This is a genomic window from Kurthia zopfii, from assembly GCF_003143955.1.
GTDB lineage: Bacteria > Bacillota > Bacilli > Bacillales_A > Planococcaceae > Kurthia > Kurthia zopfii.
In genome coordinates this window covers 56,148-71,207 of the sequence record NZ_QFVS01000003.1, presented here as the reverse complement: position 1 = coordinate 71,207, position 15,060 = coordinate 56,148, and the positions used below count along the sequence as shown (strand labels likewise).

The 15,060-nt window shown below is 37.5% G+C and carries 19 protein-coding genes and 1 riboswitch; of the genes, 14 read left to right on the top strand and 5 right to left on the bottom strand.

Annotated elements, in window-relative coordinates:
- Nucleotides 1-37: 37 nt before the first annotated feature.
- The 4 genes from DF281_RS02095 to DF281_RS02080 all read left to right on the top strand — a co-directional run bounded on the left by DF281_RS02095 (nucleotide 38) and on the right by DF281_RS02080 (nucleotide 2,159).
- Nucleotides 38-508, top strand: coding sequence for a hypothetical protein (locus DF281_RS02095; protein WP_243735824.1), 471 nt, complete (start codon nucleotides 38-40; stop codon nucleotides 506-508).
- 11 nt (nucleotides 509-519) lie between these two features.
- Complete coding sequence (locus DF281_RS02090) at nucleotides 520-960, top strand: OsmC family protein (protein ID WP_109348584.1); 441 nt, start codon at nucleotides 520-522, stop codon at nucleotides 958-960.
- A gap of 78 nt (nucleotides 961-1,038) precedes the next feature.
- Nucleotides 1,039-1,917: a 5'-3' exonuclease gene (locus DF281_RS02085; protein WP_109348583.1), complete on the top strand. Its 879-nt coding sequence runs from the start codon at nucleotides 1,039-1,041 to the stop codon at nucleotides 1,915-1,917.
- Between the two features lie 11 nt (nucleotides 1,918-1,928).
- The gene (locus tag DF281_RS02080) at nucleotides 1,929-2,159 is read left to right on the top strand and encodes a hypothetical protein (protein WP_109348582.1); all 231 of its coding nucleotides are present in this window, start codon (nucleotides 1,929-1,931) and stop codon (nucleotides 2,157-2,159) included.
- A 51-nt stretch (nucleotides 2,160-2,210) separates the two neighbouring features.
- Here DF281_RS02080 and DF281_RS02075 read toward each other — a convergent pair whose 3' ends face one another.
- From DF281_RS02075 to DF281_RS02055, 5 genes are all read right to left on the bottom strand, one after another.
- Nucleotides 2,211-2,546, bottom strand: coding sequence for a PH domain-containing protein (locus tag DF281_RS02075; protein WP_109348581.1), 336 nt, complete (start codon nucleotides 2,544-2,546; stop codon nucleotides 2,211-2,213).
- 83 nt (nucleotides 2,547-2,629) lie between these two features.
- Nucleotides 2,630-3,004, bottom strand: a complete 375-nt coding sequence (locus DF281_RS02070; protein WP_109348580.1) for a hypothetical protein — start codon at nucleotides 3,002-3,004, stop codon at nucleotides 2,630-2,632.
- A gap of 50 nt (nucleotides 3,005-3,054) precedes the next feature.
- Nucleotides 3,055-3,570, bottom strand: coding sequence for a cysteine peptidase family C39 domain-containing protein (locus tag DF281_RS02065; protein WP_109348579.1), 516 nt, complete (start codon nucleotides 3,568-3,570; stop codon nucleotides 3,055-3,057).
- On the bottom strand, nucleotides 3,563-4,021 hold the full coding sequence (locus DF281_RS02060; RefSeq protein ID WP_109348578.1) for an STAS domain-containing protein: 459 nt from the start codon (nucleotides 4,019-4,021) through the stop codon (nucleotides 3,563-3,565). The genes DF281_RS02065 and DF281_RS02060 overlap by 8 nt, the downstream gene beginning before the upstream one ends.
- Before the next feature lie 88 nt (nucleotides 4,022-4,109).
- Nucleotides 4,110-4,427 (bottom strand): thioredoxin family protein, encoded by a 318-nt coding sequence (locus DF281_RS02055; protein WP_109348577.1) that lies wholly within the window; start codon nucleotides 4,425-4,427, stop codon nucleotides 4,110-4,112.
- A gap of 250 nt (nucleotides 4,428-4,677) precedes the next feature.
- On the opposite strand from DF281_RS02055, the gene DF281_RS02050 reads away from it, so the two are divergent.
- The 10 genes from DF281_RS02050 to DF281_RS02005 all read left to right on the top strand — a co-directional run bounded on the left by DF281_RS02050 (nucleotide 4,678) and on the right by DF281_RS02005 (nucleotide 15,032).
- Nucleotides 4,678-7,068: a 3-hydroxyacyl-CoA dehydrogenase/enoyl-CoA hydratase family protein gene (locus tag DF281_RS02050; protein ID WP_109348576.1), complete on the top strand. Its 2,391-nt coding sequence runs from the start codon at nucleotides 4,678-4,680 to the stop codon at nucleotides 7,066-7,068.
- Between the two features lie 15 nt (nucleotides 7,069-7,083).
- Entirely contained in the window at nucleotides 7,084-8,256 is a 1,173-nt protein-coding gene (locus tag DF281_RS02045) for an acetyl-CoA C-acetyltransferase (protein ID WP_109348575.1), read from the top strand.
- Nucleotides 8,257-8,281: 25 nt separating this feature from the next.
- Nucleotides 8,282-10,066, top strand: a complete 1,785-nt coding sequence (locus DF281_RS02040) for an acyl-CoA dehydrogenase family protein (RefSeq protein WP_109348574.1) — start codon at nucleotides 8,282-8,284, stop codon at nucleotides 10,064-10,066.
- Nucleotides 10,067-10,372: 306 nt separating this feature from the next.
- Nucleotides 10,373-11,290: a methyl-accepting chemotaxis protein gene (locus DF281_RS14935; protein WP_109348573.1), complete on the top strand. Its 918-nt coding sequence runs from the start codon at nucleotides 10,373-10,375 to the stop codon at nucleotides 11,288-11,290.
- Nucleotides 11,291-11,460: 170 nt separating this feature from the next.
- A complete protein-coding gene (locus DF281_RS02030) occupies nucleotides 11,461-11,823 on the top strand; it encodes an arsenate reductase family protein (RefSeq protein WP_109348572.1) in 363 nt (120 codons plus the stop codon).
- A gap of 79 nt (nucleotides 11,824-11,902) precedes the next feature.
- Nucleotides 11,903-12,283 carry a glycine cleavage system protein GcvH gene (gcvH, locus tag DF281_RS02025; RefSeq protein WP_109348571.1) on the top strand — a complete coding sequence of 127 codons (381 nt, stop codon included), beginning with the start codon at nucleotides 11,903-11,905 and terminating at the stop codon, nucleotides 12,281-12,283.
- A 135-nt stretch (nucleotides 12,284-12,418) separates the two neighbouring features.
- Nucleotides 12,419-12,769, top strand: coding sequence for a toprim domain-containing protein (locus DF281_RS02020; RefSeq protein WP_109348570.1), 351 nt, complete (start codon nucleotides 12,419-12,421; stop codon nucleotides 12,767-12,769).
- 5 nt (nucleotides 12,770-12,774) lie between these two features.
- The gene (locus DF281_RS02015; RefSeq protein ID WP_109348569.1) at nucleotides 12,775-13,083 is read left to right on the top strand and encodes a thioredoxin family protein; all 309 of its coding nucleotides are present in this window, start codon (nucleotides 12,775-12,777) and stop codon (nucleotides 13,081-13,083) included.
- Nucleotides 13,084-13,140: 57 nt separating this feature from the next.
- Nucleotides 13,141-13,247: riboswitch (SAM riboswitch) on the top strand.
- A gap of 92 nt (nucleotides 13,248-13,339) precedes the next feature.
- Nucleotides 13,340-14,365, top strand: coding sequence for a methionine ABC transporter ATP-binding protein (locus DF281_RS02010; protein ID WP_109348568.1), 1,026 nt, complete (start codon nucleotides 13,340-13,342; stop codon nucleotides 14,363-14,365).
- A complete protein-coding gene (locus tag DF281_RS02005; protein ID WP_109348567.1) occupies nucleotides 14,358-15,032 on the top strand; it encodes a methionine ABC transporter permease in 675 nt (224 codons plus the stop codon). Before DF281_RS02010 ends, DF281_RS02005 begins: the two co-directional genes overlap by 8 nt.
- Nucleotides 15,033-15,060 lie beyond the last annotated feature (28 nt).

The following is a 15,060-nucleotide window of genomic DNA, read 5'->3' as shown; positions in this document are numbered from 1 at the left end:
AGAGGAGCGAATTAGAATTTTGCAAAAAACTGTAGAGGTGAAGAATTTGACTAAGAGGAATAAATTATTACTTGGCATCATCTTACTTTCATTAATCGAAATTATTTATTTTTACTTTATGGGGAAACCATATAATTATATCAATGGACTGGATGATCTAATTCAATACATTATTATTGGCAATATCGCATTTTTTATCGCGTATTTTGTGTTACTTGAATCAAGTAATTTTAGAAAAAAATATGCAATAATTATTATTGGATTCATATTATTAGTGGCAGCACCATTTGTTTTCCATAGTAAAATCCCAAGTACAAAATATGAGGATGCTCAAAAATTAATTATTCGAACTGAAGGTGGAAAAGTCATTAAAGATCGCGATTATGATTCGATGATTCGTACGTATGAAGGGAAGGAAGTTTATTTAGTCGCTTTGGAAAAAGGAAATAAAACGTATCGCTATGCTTTTGATCCCGAAAATCAAAGATACTATCCATTCTCAAATTAAGGAGCAAACTTATGACAGCGCATATTTTTAATTTATCAGCAACTTGGCCAGGAGGAAGAAATACAGTTGGGACAATTGATGCAGGGCAGTTGAAAACTGAAATTTCGATTCCGAAAGAGATGGATGGTCCTGGAATTGGGACGAATCCAGATGAGATGTTACTTGGAGCAGCAGCGACGTGTTATTTAATCTCACTAGCAGCAATGTTGGAGCGAGCAAAAATAATTCCTGCTCAACTTTCACTGAAATCTCAAGGGATTGTCGATGTGACGAATGGTGTTTTCACGTACGAAAAAATCATTCATCAACCTGAAATTGAATTGTCCAAAGAAGCTACAGAACGTGAATTTGCGATGGCTGAAAAGTTAGCACAAAAAGCAGAAAAAACGTGTATGATTTCTAAGGCGATTCGTGGCAATGTTGAAATTGAATTACAAACAACTATTTATTAAATCGACAGGGTGACTCACTTAATGGGGCATCCTGTTTTATATTTGCTATACTATAGAAAAAGACTTGAGGAGATTACAATGACACAACCACATATTATGCTTGTTGATGGCATGGCGCTTTTATTCCGTTCATACCATGCGACAGCAGTATTTAATCAATTTTTCAGAAAATCAGACGGAACGCCGACGAATGGTGTACAAGGATTCGCGCGTCACGTATTAAGTGCGCAATCGATCATGAAGCCAACTCACTTAGCCGTTTGCTGGGATATGGGCTCACAAACTTTTAGAAATGAATTGTACGATGGCTATAAAGCAAATCGACCAGAGCCACCAGAAGAGATGAAGCCGCAATTCGATTTGGCGAGAGAGATTTCGGAAATGATTGGCTGGAAAAACTTTGGCCAAGTAGGCATGGAAGCGGATGACACAATCGGTTCATTAGTAGAGAAGTGGAAGGATGAAGCGAAAATCACTGTCATTAGTGGAGATCGTGACTTGCTTCAATTATTAAATCCGAATACAACAATCGCGCTTACGAAAAAAGGTTATTCAGAATACAATCCGTATACGGTGGAGCGATTTACAGAAGAATACGGCATTGAACCTTCACGTTTTGCGGATGTAAAAGCATTCATGGGTGATTCGAGCGATGGCTACCCTGGGGTAAAAGGAATCGGAGAAAAAACGGCACTACAGTTAATCCAAAAATACGGAACTGTACAAGGTGTTGTAGAATCAATTGAACTTTTAACTGCTGGTCAACGTAAAAAAATCGAAACAGATTATGAAATGTTGAAACTATCTTTAGAGTTAGCACGTATTAAAACAGATATCGAAATTGATACGGAAATTTCAGATTTAGCATTACCTACTTGGGATCATGCGTGTTTAAACAGATTAACAGAACAGGAGTATTCATTAGTTGTTCGCCACGCTACCTCGTTGATGAAATAAGGAGGGGCAACATGAAAGCCACATACATTGGATTATGTGTAATTAGTGCGCTATTAAGTGTCTACACATTAGTTACAAAGCAGTTTGAACTATTACCGATTATTAATATTATTATGTGCGTCGCTTTCTTACTGATTGCTTATAGAGAATATAAATTGAAGAAAGATAAAACGAATGTACTAATCCTCGTTTTTGCAGCAGTCATCATTGCTATTTTCACTGCAATTGGCGTATTTCTATAACAAAAAAACTGTTCTTCCTCAAAGTTTTGATTTGAAGGAGAACAGTTTTTCTTATGATTTAATTTCCATACGATCTAGTACAAAGTGGTTGAAAGCTAAAGTATCGCCTTCTTCAATCAATGAAATTTTATGAATTTGACCGCCGTAATGAAGTGTTAATTCATTTGAAATCATTTCGTCGGATTCAATGGCGTCAATTTTGTAGTAATCGAGTACAGAAAAATTCTCCTCAGAGAATAAGCAAATTCGTTCATTTGTAGCGTAGAGAATACCTTTTTGTGGAGTTGAAGTAGCAAAATTAAACATGCCTAATAAGCTACTTTGAATACGTTCACCCCTGTTCAAATAGGGATTCATTCGGTCTAACGCAATTTTTAAATTTTCCATAGATGTTCACCTCGTCGTTTTGTTTTGTATATTCATATACCTTTAAAATGACATAAGTAAACATTTTTATGAGAAAAAGTAAATTATGCTGGCGAAGAAAATGAACGACCAAGCTTTTGCTGAACAGCATGCATAAAGGAAATCGGGCAACCTTCCTCAATATGCGAAAGCGATTGACGGCCTTGATCCGTAAAGAAAATGATTTCTTCACCACTCAAAATACGTGTTCTTCGAAATACAGCTTGAATTTCATTGAATGGAAATGATTCAATCACGGTCTTTTCATCTTCAATTGTACAAATATACAAGTGTAGATTCGTTAAGGCAAACATCGTTTCAGATTTGAAAACATTTGTCGTATGGTCATTCATATGAAGATCGTACAGTGTTTGTTGTAGCAATTCTTCTTGAGGAAACTCCAGTAAAATCGCCCTCTCGGCATCCTGCATGGAACCCATAGGGAACACCTCTCCTAATTAAAAATTTTTTTAAGTAATATACCTAAAAATCACTTTTTTGAAACTAGGAGAGGTGTGAATTGTACAAAAGTAAGTGCATGCTCATGCGGTTTATAAGGGATTATGTGGCGGCGACTCGCTCTGGATGGTGTACCTAAATCCTCCACAATTAAATGTAGGGAGTCCCGCTGCCATTCATAGCCAACGAGAACAGTCCAATGATATGAAAAATAGGACTTTCGCCAAAATTTGAACGTGAAATAGCGATCGAACTTCAGCAGTACTGGGCGTTTACATTGTATTTCATGTAAGGCTTGAAATAATTTGATGCGCTGAATTTGCCATGGAAATCCTAAAATCCTTTTTGAAAAATGAATTAGAAAACGACTTGGAAGTCCAATGGACGTACAGTGTAATTCATTGTATAACTGATTAATGGAGATGTTTTGGATTTCATAGTAATCAAGGATCGTTGCCACAGCTGTCGGGCCACAAGCAGAAGCTCTGTAACTTTGGCGTACTGTTGAATCATGCTGATTTCTTGCGGTTAATCGCAATTCACTCAATGCCTTGACCCTCGGCTACTAACTTCAGAACTGCGTTGCGATACGTTGGATAAGTTTCGAGTTTTTGAGAAAATCCAGAATTAATAAAAGTGTAGGCAACTTCTGGTTGAAAACCTGTGTAGATTGTTCGAATGCCAATTACTTGAAGGGTTTGATTCAAGTTGGCCAACGCAGCAGAGAGTGTATCACCATCAATTAAGGCGATATAGCGTTGCGAAATTGCTGTGAAATCAATAATGATTATTTGAACTAATCGATGTTCATCTAAATATTTATAGAGATGTTGATCAATCATTTCAATTCGTGTTGGAAATAGGTGCCCCGTAATCGGCATTAAAATCGTCCGCGTTAAGACGGATTCTATAATTGGCACATCCATCGTCCGGATGATTTCTTCCATATACTTTAGCTTGTTCTCTAATTCAGCGATTAATAAATCTTTTTCATCCATAAACGAACCTCCAATAAAATAATTTACTCATTAAAAAAGCGAAACCATGCCACGCATGAATTTCGCTTTTTCTAAGTTGTGAGTGCTATTAAATTTGTGTTTTTAAGAAGTCAGTAACTTGTTCAGGAGATTTCGCGTTTGCACTGTGTAAGTGTGCTAATTTCTCGCCGTTTTGGAAAATAAGTAAGCTTGGGATCCCCATAACATCATATTTTTCAGCAAGTTCTGGAAGCTCATCACGATTTAGTTCATACCAATCGAATTGAGTGTACTCTTCGATGATTGGATCGATGAACATGTTCATACGTGTACAATCTGGGCACCATCCTGCGTAAAATTTCACTAATACTTTTTGATCTGTAGAGATAAGTTCGTTGAATTGTTCAACTGTTGTAATTGGTTTCATAATAGAAATCCCTCCTATATAACTTCAGTTTACATTCTTTTCATAAAAAGGGGTAGTAAGACGATTCGAAAACAATCGATAAACAAAAAATCTGTATTAGTAAGCGTATTGATACTTTTATTAGAAAAAACGTATTTTTTCATTGCAATCATATTTGAATTGGAATAGAATGGGTTTATAAGCCAATGGCTATTTTTTTTAAATCAAAAATGAATGATTATTCATTCAAGGTGGAAGGGGCGAGTTGTTCATGGTAAGACATATACAGAAAGCCGCAGTTTTAGGGTCGGGCGTTATGGGTTCAGGAATTGCAGCACACTTAGCAAACTGTGGAATTAATACGTATTTATTAGATATTGTACCGCCAACGCTTACTGATGCAGAAAAAGCGAAGGGATTATCAATAGAACATCCGATGATTCGCAATAAATTTGCAAATAGTGCAGTTCAAAAGTTACTTAAACAGAAACCAGCACCGCTAGCTACAAAGAGAAGTCTTAATTTAATTCAAACAGGTAATTTAGAGGATGATTTAGAAAAACTATCTGATGTAGATTGGATTATTGAAGTAGTAACTGAAAATCTTGAGATTAAAAAATCATTATATGAAAAAATAGACAATGTACGAAAACAAGGTTCAATTATTACGTCGAACACTTCAGGCATTAGCATTAATGCAATGGCGGAAGGACGATCAGAAGATTTCCAAGAGCATTTCTTAGGAACTCACTTCTTTAATCCTCCACGTTACTTGAAGTTACTAGAAGTAATTCCATCAGAAAAAACAAATCCTGAAGTGCTAGCTTTCATGAAGCAATTCGGTGAAGATTCATTAGGTAAAGGCGTAGTTATTGCAAAGGATACACCGAACTTTATCGCGAATCGAATCGGCACTTACGGTTTACTTAAAACATTGCAAGTAATGAAGCAAAAAGGTTTCTCTGTAGGGGAAGTAGATTCTGTTACAGGACCAGCAATCGGCAGACCTAAATCAGCGACATTAAGAACGCTTGATGTAGTAGGGTTAGATACTTTCATCCATGTAGCGAATACGGTTTATCACCAAACAACTGGTGAAGAACAAGCGGTATTTGCAGTACCAGAACATATGCAAAAGATGGTAGATCAAGGTTGGCTAGGAGCTAAATCAGGTCAAGGATACTTCGTTAAAAAGGGCAAAGAAATTCTTGAGTTGAATTTAGAAACATTTGAATACGAGCCGACGAAGAAATTGAAAACGCCTTCAATGGAAATGGCGAAGCAGCAAAAAGGTCTAGCAAATCGTGTGAAAACACTTGTATATGCGGATGATCGCGTAGGCGAATTGCTATGGAGCATTCTCGTTCCAACAATCGTTTATTCAGCTGAAATGTACGGAGAAATTGCGGATGACATCGTAGCGATGGATGAAGCGATGCGTTGGGGATTCGGCTGGTCACAAGGGCCATTTGAAATCTGGGATGCGATTGGTGTAGAGAAATCGGTGGAACGAATGAAAGCAGAAGGAATTGAAATCCCTGCATTCGTTCAAGGTCTACTAGATCAAGGTTTCACTTCATTCTATCAAGAATTCGAAGGCGTTCCATCTTACTACAATGGCACTGGCTATGTAGCGATTCCTAAAAATGAAAAGGAAATCGACTTAAAACAATATAAGAAAAAACAAGGCGTCTTGAAGTCGAATTCAGGCGCGAGTGTCATCGACTTTGGTGATGGTGTTCTACTATTAGAATTCCACTCAAAATCAAATGCACTCGGACTTGATATTATGCAAATGCTGACACATGCCTTAGATTTAATTGATTCTTCAGATGAATATAAAGGTCTTGTCATCGGAAACCAAGGGAAGAACTTCTCTGTAGGTGCCAATCTAGCGATGATTCTCATGGAAGCGCAGGATGATAATATTTTTGAACTGGATTATATTATTAAGCAATTCCAACAAGGTATGCTTCGTATTAAATATAGTCAAAAGCCAGTCGTAGCAGCACCATTCGGAATGACTTTAGGTGGCGGGACAGAAGTTTGCTTACCAGCTGCTCATATTCAAGCAACTACTGAAACGTATATGGGATTAGTAGAAGCGGGTGTCGGATTACTACCTGGTGGTGGCGGGAATAAAGAGCTTTATATGAAGCATCTTAAAGGTATGCCAAAAGGTGTCGAAATCGATTTAATCAAAGTGGCAATCGCTGTTTTCGAAAAAATCGCAACAGCTCAAACATCGACATCTGGTGAAGAAGCTAGAGATTTAAACTTCTTAAACTTCACGGATAGCGTAAGCGTTAACCCGGATCACCAATTATATGATGCGAAACAAGCAGTAATCGGTTTACATGATGCAGGGTACAAAGCGCCAATGCGTGAAAAAGTACCGATGTCAGGTGAACCAGGCTACGCGGCATTATTACTAGGTGCGGACGGCTTGATGAAATCAGGATTTGCATCGCCATACGATGTAGAAATTGCGAAGAAAATTGCAACGGTACTATCAGGTGGTAAAATTCCGTACGGTACGCTAGTTGATGAACAATATTTATTAGATTTAGAGAGAAAAGCGTTTTTAGAATTAGTAGCTCAACCAAATACACAAGCGCGTATGCAACATATGCTTGTTAAAGGGAAGCCATTGCGTAACTAATAGGGGGGAAACATCATGCGTGAAGCAGTTATTGTAGCAGGTGCGAGAACGCCTGTCGGCAAAGCAAAAAAAGGTTCATTAAGAAATGTTCGTCCAGATGATTTAGCTGGACTAGTAGTAAAAGAAACATTAAAACGAGCGAACTACTCAGGTGATGTGGAGGATCTAATTATCGGTTGCGCAATGCCTGAAGCGGAGCAAGGTTTGAACGTGGCACGTAATATCGGTGCTATTGCAGGACTTCCAGATACAACTGCAGCAGTAACAGTCAATCGATTCTGTTCATCAGGTTTACAATCAATTGCCTATGCAGCTGAGAAAATCATGCTAGGTCATGCTACTGCAATTATTGCAGGTGGCGTCGAGTCGATGAGTATGGTGCCGATGATGGGGAATGTCGTGCGACCGAATGCGAAATTAGCAGAAGAAGCGCCGCAGTACTATATCGGAATGGGTCATACAGCTGAAGCAGTAGCGGTGAAATATGAAGTGACACGTGAAGAGCAAGATGCATTTGCGGTTCGCTCACATGAACTTGCTGCGAAAGCGATTCAAGAAGGTAAGTTCGTCGATGAAATCGTGCCAGTTGAAGTCGTAGATCGCTTCGTAGATGATCAAAATCAACTGCAGGAGAAGAAATCTACATTCGCAATGGATGAAGGGGTTCGTGTAGGAACAACTGTCGAAACATTAGCGAAATTACGTCCAGCCTTTAATGTTAAAGGTAGTGTAACAGCAGGTAATGCTTCGCAAACTTCAGACGGTGCAGCAGCAGTATTAGTAATGGACCGAGAAGAAGCCGAAGCACAAGGGTTAAAACCGATGGCGAAATTCTTAGGATTTGCAGTAGGTGGCGTACCTCCAGAAATTATGGGGATTGGCCCGATTGTAGCTGTTCCAAAAGCATTAAAAATTGCTGGTTTATCAATTGAAGATATTGATTTATGGGAGATTAATGAAGCTTTCGCATCGCAATCGATTCAAGTTGTCAAAGAGCTTGGCATCGATCTAAATAAAGTGAATGTAAATGGTGGCGCAATCGCACTAGGACATCCACTTGGCGCAACAGGAACAGTATTAACTTTAAAACTTCTACATGAATTAAAAAGACAAGGCAAAAAGTATGGTGTCGTAACGATGTGTATCGGCGGCGGAATGGGCGCAGCAGGCGTATTCGAAATGCTTTAATAAAAATTATTGAGGAGGAATTATCATGACAGAAAACACAGTGAAATTAGTAAAAGGCGGCAGTTTTTTAACAGAGGATGTAGCATTCGAAAATGTATTTACACCAGAGGACTTCACAGATGAGCAGTTAATGATCGCAAAAACAACGGATGATTATGTTCAAAATGAAGTAATTCCATTAGTGCCAAACTTAGAAAATCATGAATTTGAACACTCAGTAACATTATTGAAAAAAGCAGGGGAACTAGGCTTATTAGCAGCAGATGTTCCGGAAGAATATGAAGGTCTTGGTTTAGATAAAATTTCTTCAGCTTTAATCGCTGAAAAAATGTCACCAGCAGGTGGTTTCTCAATCACTCACGGTGCTCACGTAGGGATTGGTTCACTTCCAATCGTACTATTCGGTAATCATGATCAAAAGGCAAAATACCTTCCAAAACTAGCGTCAGGTGAACTATTAGCTGCCTACGCATTAACTGAACCAGGCTCTGGGTCGGATGCATTAGGCGCTCGTACAGTAGCGAAATTAAATGCTGAAGGTACGCACTATATTTTAAACGGTGAAAAACAGTGGATTACTAACTCAGCATTTGCGGATGTATTCGTAGTATATGCGAAAATTGATGGTGATCAATTCTCAGCATTCATCGTAGAACGCAACTATGATGGCGTATCAACAGGTGCAGAAGAGAAGAAAATGGGGATTAAATCATCTTCAACGCGTACATTGATTTTAGAAGATGCGAAAGTTCCGGTAGAAAACCTTCTAGGTGAAGCAGGCCGTGGCCATATCATCGCATTCAATATTTTAAATATCGGTCGTTATAAATTAGGGGTAGGTACAGTCGGAGCTTCTAAACGTGCATTAGAATTAGCGATTTCATATTCAAATGGTCGTAAACAATTTGACACACCGATTTCTTCATTCAACTTAACGAAGGAGAAATTATCAACGATGGCAGCTCGTCTATATGCAGCTGAATCATTAATTTACCGTACAGTTGGCTACTTTGAAGATCGTACAAGTCAATTAAGCCCAGAAGAAGCGAAAGACGGAAAAGCAGTTGCAGCATCAATTGCAGAATATGCAATCGAATGTTCAATTAACAAAGTTGTCGGTTCAGAAACTTTAGATTACATTGTAGATGAAGCGGTTCAATTACACGGTGGTTACGGCTTTATGCAAGAATATGAAGTAGAGCGAATTTACCGCGATTCTCGTATTAACCGTATTTTCGAAGGAACAAATGAAATTAACCGATTAATCGTGCCAGGTACATTTATGAAGAAAGCTATGAAAGGCGAATTACCGCTATTACAACAAGCGCAAGCATTACAAGGTGAGTTGTTATCGATGATGCCTGAGGAAATCGGGACTGAGCCACTAGCGCAAGAGAAATATCTTGTGAAGATGGCGAAGAAAATTGCTTTACTATCAGCAGGGACAGCCGCGATGACATATGGCACGAAACTTGAAGATGAACAAGAAGTGCTTGTAAACATCGCAAATATTGCTAACCAATTATTCGCGATGGAATCAGTTGTATTACGTACTGAGAAAGCGATCGAGCGTAGCGGTTTAGATAAAGCTTCGCAAAAAGTATTGTATACAGAAATCTTCGTTCAAGAAGCATTTGCAGAAATTGAAAAAGAAGCGAAAGATACATTACTTGCTGCAGCTGAAGGCGATAACCAACGTATGATGTTATCTGCATTACGTAAATTAACGCGCAATAATCCATATAATCTTATTGCGAAAAAACGTGAAGCATCTGTACAATTAATTGCTGCAGAAAAATATACAGTTTAATTGCATAAGTACGTAAGAAGTTTAATAATTTCATGACAGAGAATAAGAAAGGTAGAGAATCGTGATTTAATGCGATTTTCTACCTTTTTTACGCGATTCAATAAGTTAGTATTCACTATTTTATAGAAACCCTCTACTCAAAAAACTCTTTTATCATTGATTTTTATTCAATAAAGGGTATAAATACCTTATGATATTACATGGTGGAAAATAATTTTAGGAATATAGTTCTAAAAAATCTCGAAATCGAACCGAATATATAAATATAACAGTTAAAAAGTATCGATTTTGGGGGTAAGTTAGGAAATGTTAGGCGTATTAGAAAAAAGTGAAAAAACTTCTAATGATTTATTGATCCAAGCTTTAGAGAAAGATTTAGCAGTCATTCGTTTTGATACGAATCGTACTGTCACATATGCAAGTGAGCAATTCGCAAAAACAGTAGGTTATACACCTTCGCAATTGATCGGCAAAAAACACGCGGCATTATGCTTCAGTGCTTTTGCAAACAGCTTAGAGTATGAACAGTTTTGGCGTCAATTATTATTGGGGAATAGTTATCAAGATAAAATTGAACGTAAGCATGCGGATGGTAGTAGTATTTGGTTAGAAGCAACCTATTTACCGATTCGTGATGGTAGAGGCGTTGTAACAGGTGTGATGAAAATCGCATTTGATATTACAAACCGCAATAATGATATGATTTCGATCGCCAATGAACTACAAAATATGTCACATGAATTGAATGGTCTTTCAAAAATGGGTAAGACGAATGCTGCAAATTTAGATACTAATTTCCATGAAGTAATTGAAATTTCAAGTCAGAATCAAAAATCAATTCACACATTAATCGAAAAAACAGATGCGATCCAAGATATTGTTAAAACAATCCGTCATATTTCAAAACAGACGAATTTATTAGCGCTAAATGCAGGTATTGAAGCAGCTAGAGCAGGTGAATTCGGGCGTGGATTCAATGTAGTAGCGACTGAAGTGCGACGTTTATCACAGCATGTGGATCACTCGATTATTGATATCCGCACGATGATTGAAGATCTTACTGAACAGATTACAGTGATTGAAAATGCTGGTGATGCCATCTCTGAAAAAGTCGATTCAAACCAACAATTCATCGAAGAAGTAGTCGGTGATTATAATGCAATTGAGAAATGTTCAGAGCATCTTGATGACCAAACGAAGTTATTCAATCAATTTATGGATTAACGTCTTTCTCAAAAGTACAGCGTAAGTGCATATATTATAATAGGTAGAAACCCGGGTATTTTCAGTGGAAATATGCTGGGTATTTCTTTTGTCTTTTTGAATGGAAACGAATTGCTTAATGTGGAAATTTTTCATACAATGAAGGTATCAATAAGCAGAGGAGCGCGGTTATGACAATTACGGTTTACCACTATCCAAAATGCACGTCATGTAGAAAAGCATTGGCTTGGTTTAAAAATGAAGGAATCGATGTTGAGGCGAAGGATATTGTTTTAGAAACACCTAGCGCAGCTCAATTAAAAGAAATGGTAGATGCGACTGGCATTCCTTTAAAGAAATTATTTAATACTTCTGGCATGAAGTATCGAGAGTTAGAATTGAAAGATTCATTACCAAATATGCCAGAATCCGAACAATTTGAGCTTTTAGCGTCAGATGGTATGCTTATTAAGCGTCCGATTTCTTTTAACGGAAAACAAATCACACTTGGCTTTAAAGAATCTGATTTTGTAGAAAATTGGAAAAACGACTAGAAAGACTTGTTTTTATGCACAATATATGTAACAATATAGATAAAATTACTATACATAATTCATGGAGGGGTTAATAAAAATGAGTATTCCAACTAATTTACGTTACACAAAAGAGCATGAGTGGGTTTTACAAGAAGACGGTAATGTTCGTATTGGTATTACAGAATTCGCACAATCTGAATTAGGAGATATCGTATTCGTTGAACTACCAGCTGTAGGCGACGAAATTACAATTGATCAACCATTCGGTAGTGTTGAATCAGTAAAAACTGTTTCTGAATTATATGCACCACTTTCAGGTACTGTTGTTGAATCAAACGAAGATTTAGAAGATAGCCCAGAATTCGTAAATGAATCACCATACGAAAAAGCTTGGATGGTTGTTGTTAAACCTTCAGATGCAGCACACTTAGAAGCATTATTAACTGCTGAACAATACGAAGAAGTTATTGGAGAATAATTTCTTTTTGAAAAAGTCATTCTTTCAAGAGTGGCTTTTTTTATTTGCGAAAAATTTACAATCGATTCATTTAATCTATTGTTCAAATTATGCTATAAATAAGATAGGGATAAATGATTGCTGGAGGGATGTCAGATGGTAACGGATCAAGTGATTATTGTTGAAGGTAGGCAAGATAAGTTAAAGCTTCAACCAATTTTAGATGAGTATGTTGAAATCATTTGTACAAATGGCACTTTTAGTCGAAATAGAATAGAGCAAATGCTTGAACCATTTGAGTGCTGCGAATTTTATGCTTTTTTCGACGAAGATGAGATGGGGAAAAAACATCGAAAACTTTTCAATAGTGTCTATCCTGAATCAAATCATTTATATACGCGGTCAGTATATGGCGGTGTAGAACAAACGCCGAGAAAACATTTGGCGAGAGTTTTACAAGATGCTGGCTTCGCGGTGAAACGTGGATTTTTATTAAGTAAAGGATGAGTTCAATGCAAGAATGGTCAAAAGAACAATGGGAAGAACAGAAATCGGCGAATGGCAAAACTGCATTTTATTTATATACGCCGATGTGCGGTACTTGCCAAGTCGCTTCGAGATTGATGGATGTGACGGAACAAGTAGTTACAAATATTCCGATGGGGAAGGCGAACCTCAATTATATGGAGCAGTTAGCGGTAGAGTATGAAGTTGAAAGTGTACCGTGTTTACTAATCTCACAAGATGGAGAAGTTGTTGAAAAAGTGTATGCTTTCCAATCTGTACCAAATATATTTGAAAAGTTATCTAAAAAGTATTGACTGTTTAAGTCTTCAATGGTAAAGTTGCTTCAATAACTAAATGAACTGATGTCGTTACTCTTATTTAGAGAGGTGGAGGGATAGTGCCCTATGAAGCCCGGCAACCGTCACGTATGTGAAATGGTGCCAAGTCACTCAAGATTTTATATCTTGAAAGATGAGAGAACGGTTTAGCATATTTGTGTATGATTAAACCCTTCTACTTATCTTTGTAGAAGGGTTTTTTGTTATTAAAATACGGTAAGGTGGGATAATTTTGATTCAATTAAACGATGTAACGAAGCAATACAAAACTTCAAATGGTCCACTAACAGCCGTAGATCAGGTAAATCTGAAAATCCAAGATGGAGAAATCTTTGGCATTATCGGATACAGTGGAGCAGGTAAAAGTACGATGATCCGTTTATTCAACGGACTAGAAAAACCAACTTCAGGTTCAGTAATTGTGAACGGTGAAGATATTTCAAAAATTAAAGGTGCGAAACTAAGAAATGCTCGCCATAAAATTAGTATGGTATTCCAACATTTCAACTTACTATGGTCTCGTACAGTTGAAGATAATATTGCTTTCTCTTTAGAGGTAGCAGGTGTTAAGAAAGAAGCGCGCAAAAAGAAAGTAGCAGAATTAATCGAGCTAGTCGGATTAACGGGAAGAGAAAAAGCATACCCATCCCAATTATCAGGTGGTCAAAAACAACGTGTCGGTATTGCGAGAGCGTTAGCGAATGATCCAGAAGTTCTTCTATGTGATGAAGCAACTTCCGCGTTAGACCCGGAAACGACGGATGCGATTTTAGATTTACTAAGAAGTGTAAATGAAAAACTTAATATTACGATTATCTTAATTACACATGAGATGCATGTCATCCGCAAAATCTGTAATCGAGTAGCGGTTATGGAAGCGGGTAAAGTAGTGGAGCAAGGGGATGTTCTTCAAGTGTTTGAATCACCAAAAGCTTTAGTGACACAGAAATTCGTACAACAAGTGACGGATACTGCAGGTCATAAAGAATCGATTCAACAAATGAAAGAACAATATTCAAAAGGTAAATTAATCAAGTTATTCTTCGTTGGTTCAACGACAGAACAACCGATTATTACGAAGCTAATTCGTCAATTTGAAGTAGAAGTAAATATCGTGCACGGTAACATCTCACCAACTAAGAGTGGCCCATACGGCACGCTAATTGTCCAAATCGCAGGTTCGGATGAAGAAGTGGAGAAAGCGGTAATTTACCTTGCTGCTGAAGGTATTAAGTCGGAGGTGCTAACACATGAATAGTATTGAAAAATTATTCCCAAATGTTGATTGGGAGAATATGTGGGAAGCAATCTTAGACACATTGTATATGACGGCTATTTCAACAATTGCGACATTCATTATTGGTTTAGCACTAGGGATTCTACTATTTCTAACTGCGCCACATCAATTATGGGCGAATAAAGTCGTGAATTTCTTAACTGGAGCAGTCGTAAATATTTTCCGTTCGATTCCTTTCATTATATTAGTTATCTTATTAATTCCATTCACAGCATTCCTAATGGGTTCTATTCGTGGAGCAAATGCCGCATTACCAGCATTAATCATTGGTGCAGCGCCATTTTACGCTCGTATGGTATTAATTGCATTGAAAGAGATTGATAAAGGAGTTATTGAAGCGGCACGATCAATGGGTGCAACTACACCAACGATTATTTGGAAAGTGTTAATTCCGGAATCACTTCCAGCATTAATTTCTGGTATTACTGTAACAGCTGTCGCTTTAATTGGTTACACAGCTATGGCAGGTATTATCGGAGCTGGTGGTTTAGGTTACTTAGCATTTATGGATGGATTCCAACGTTCACAAAATGATGTCACTTTTGTAGCAACAGTATTTGTATTAGTCATCGTCTTCATTATTCAATGGATTGGCGATTTCATTACAGCGAAGATCGACAAACGATAGCAATAACGCGAAAGCGAAAAATATAACA

Coding starts and splice junctions, on each gene's coding strand:
- DF281_RS02015 (WP_109348569.1), top strand. CDS start 12,775: ATGCAAGAATGGTCAAAAGAACAATGGGAAGAACAGAAATCGGCGAAT.
- DF281_RS02050 (WP_109348576.1), top strand. CDS start 4,678: ATGGTAAGACATATACAGAAAGCCGCAGTTTTAGGGTCGGGCGTTATG.
- DF281_RS02085 (WP_109348583.1), top strand. CDS start 1,039: ATGACACAACCACATATTATGCTTGTTGATGGCATGGCGCTTTTATTC.
- gcvH (WP_109348571.1), top strand. CDS start 11,903: ATGAGTATTCCAACTAATTTACGTTACACAAAAGAGCATGAGTGGGTT.
- DF281_RS02040 (WP_109348574.1), top strand. CDS start 8,282: ATGACAGAAAACACAGTGAAATTAGTAAAAGGCGGCAGTTTTTTAACA.
- DF281_RS14935 (WP_109348573.1), top strand. CDS start 10,373: ATGTTAGGCGTATTAGAAAAAAGTGAAAAAACTTCTAATGATTTATTG.
- DF281_RS02060 (WP_109348578.1), bottom strand. CDS start 4,021: ATGGATGAAAAAGATTTATTAATCGCTGAATTAGAGAACAAGCTAAAG.
- DF281_RS02055 (WP_109348577.1), bottom strand. CDS start 4,427: ATGAAACCAATTACAACAGTTGAACAATTCAACGAACTTATCTCTACA.
- DF281_RS02020 (WP_109348570.1), top strand. CDS start 12,419: ATGGTAACGGATCAAGTGATTATTGTTGAAGGTAGGCAAGATAAGTTA.
- DF281_RS02090 (WP_109348584.1), top strand. CDS start 520: ATGACAGCGCATATTTTTAATTTATCAGCAACTTGGCCAGGAGGAAGA.
- DF281_RS02070 (WP_109348580.1), bottom strand. CDS start 3,004: ATGGGTTCCATGCAGGATGCCGAGAGGGCGATTTTACTGGAGTTTCCT.
- DF281_RS02045 (WP_109348575.1), top strand. CDS start 7,084: ATGCGTGAAGCAGTTATTGTAGCAGGTGCGAGAACGCCTGTCGGCAAA.
- DF281_RS02005 (WP_109348567.1), top strand. CDS start 14,358: ATGAATAGTATTGAAAAATTATTCCCAAATGTTGATTGGGAGAATATG.
- DF281_RS02030 (WP_109348572.1), top strand. CDS start 11,461: ATGACAATTACGGTTTACCACTATCCAAAATGCACGTCATGTAGAAAA.
- DF281_RS02080 (WP_109348582.1), top strand. CDS start 1,929: ATGAAAGCCACATACATTGGATTATGTGTAATTAGTGCGCTATTAAGT.
- DF281_RS02075 (WP_109348581.1), bottom strand. CDS start 2,546: ATGGAAAATTTAAAAATTGCGTTAGACCGAATGAATCCCTATTTGAAC.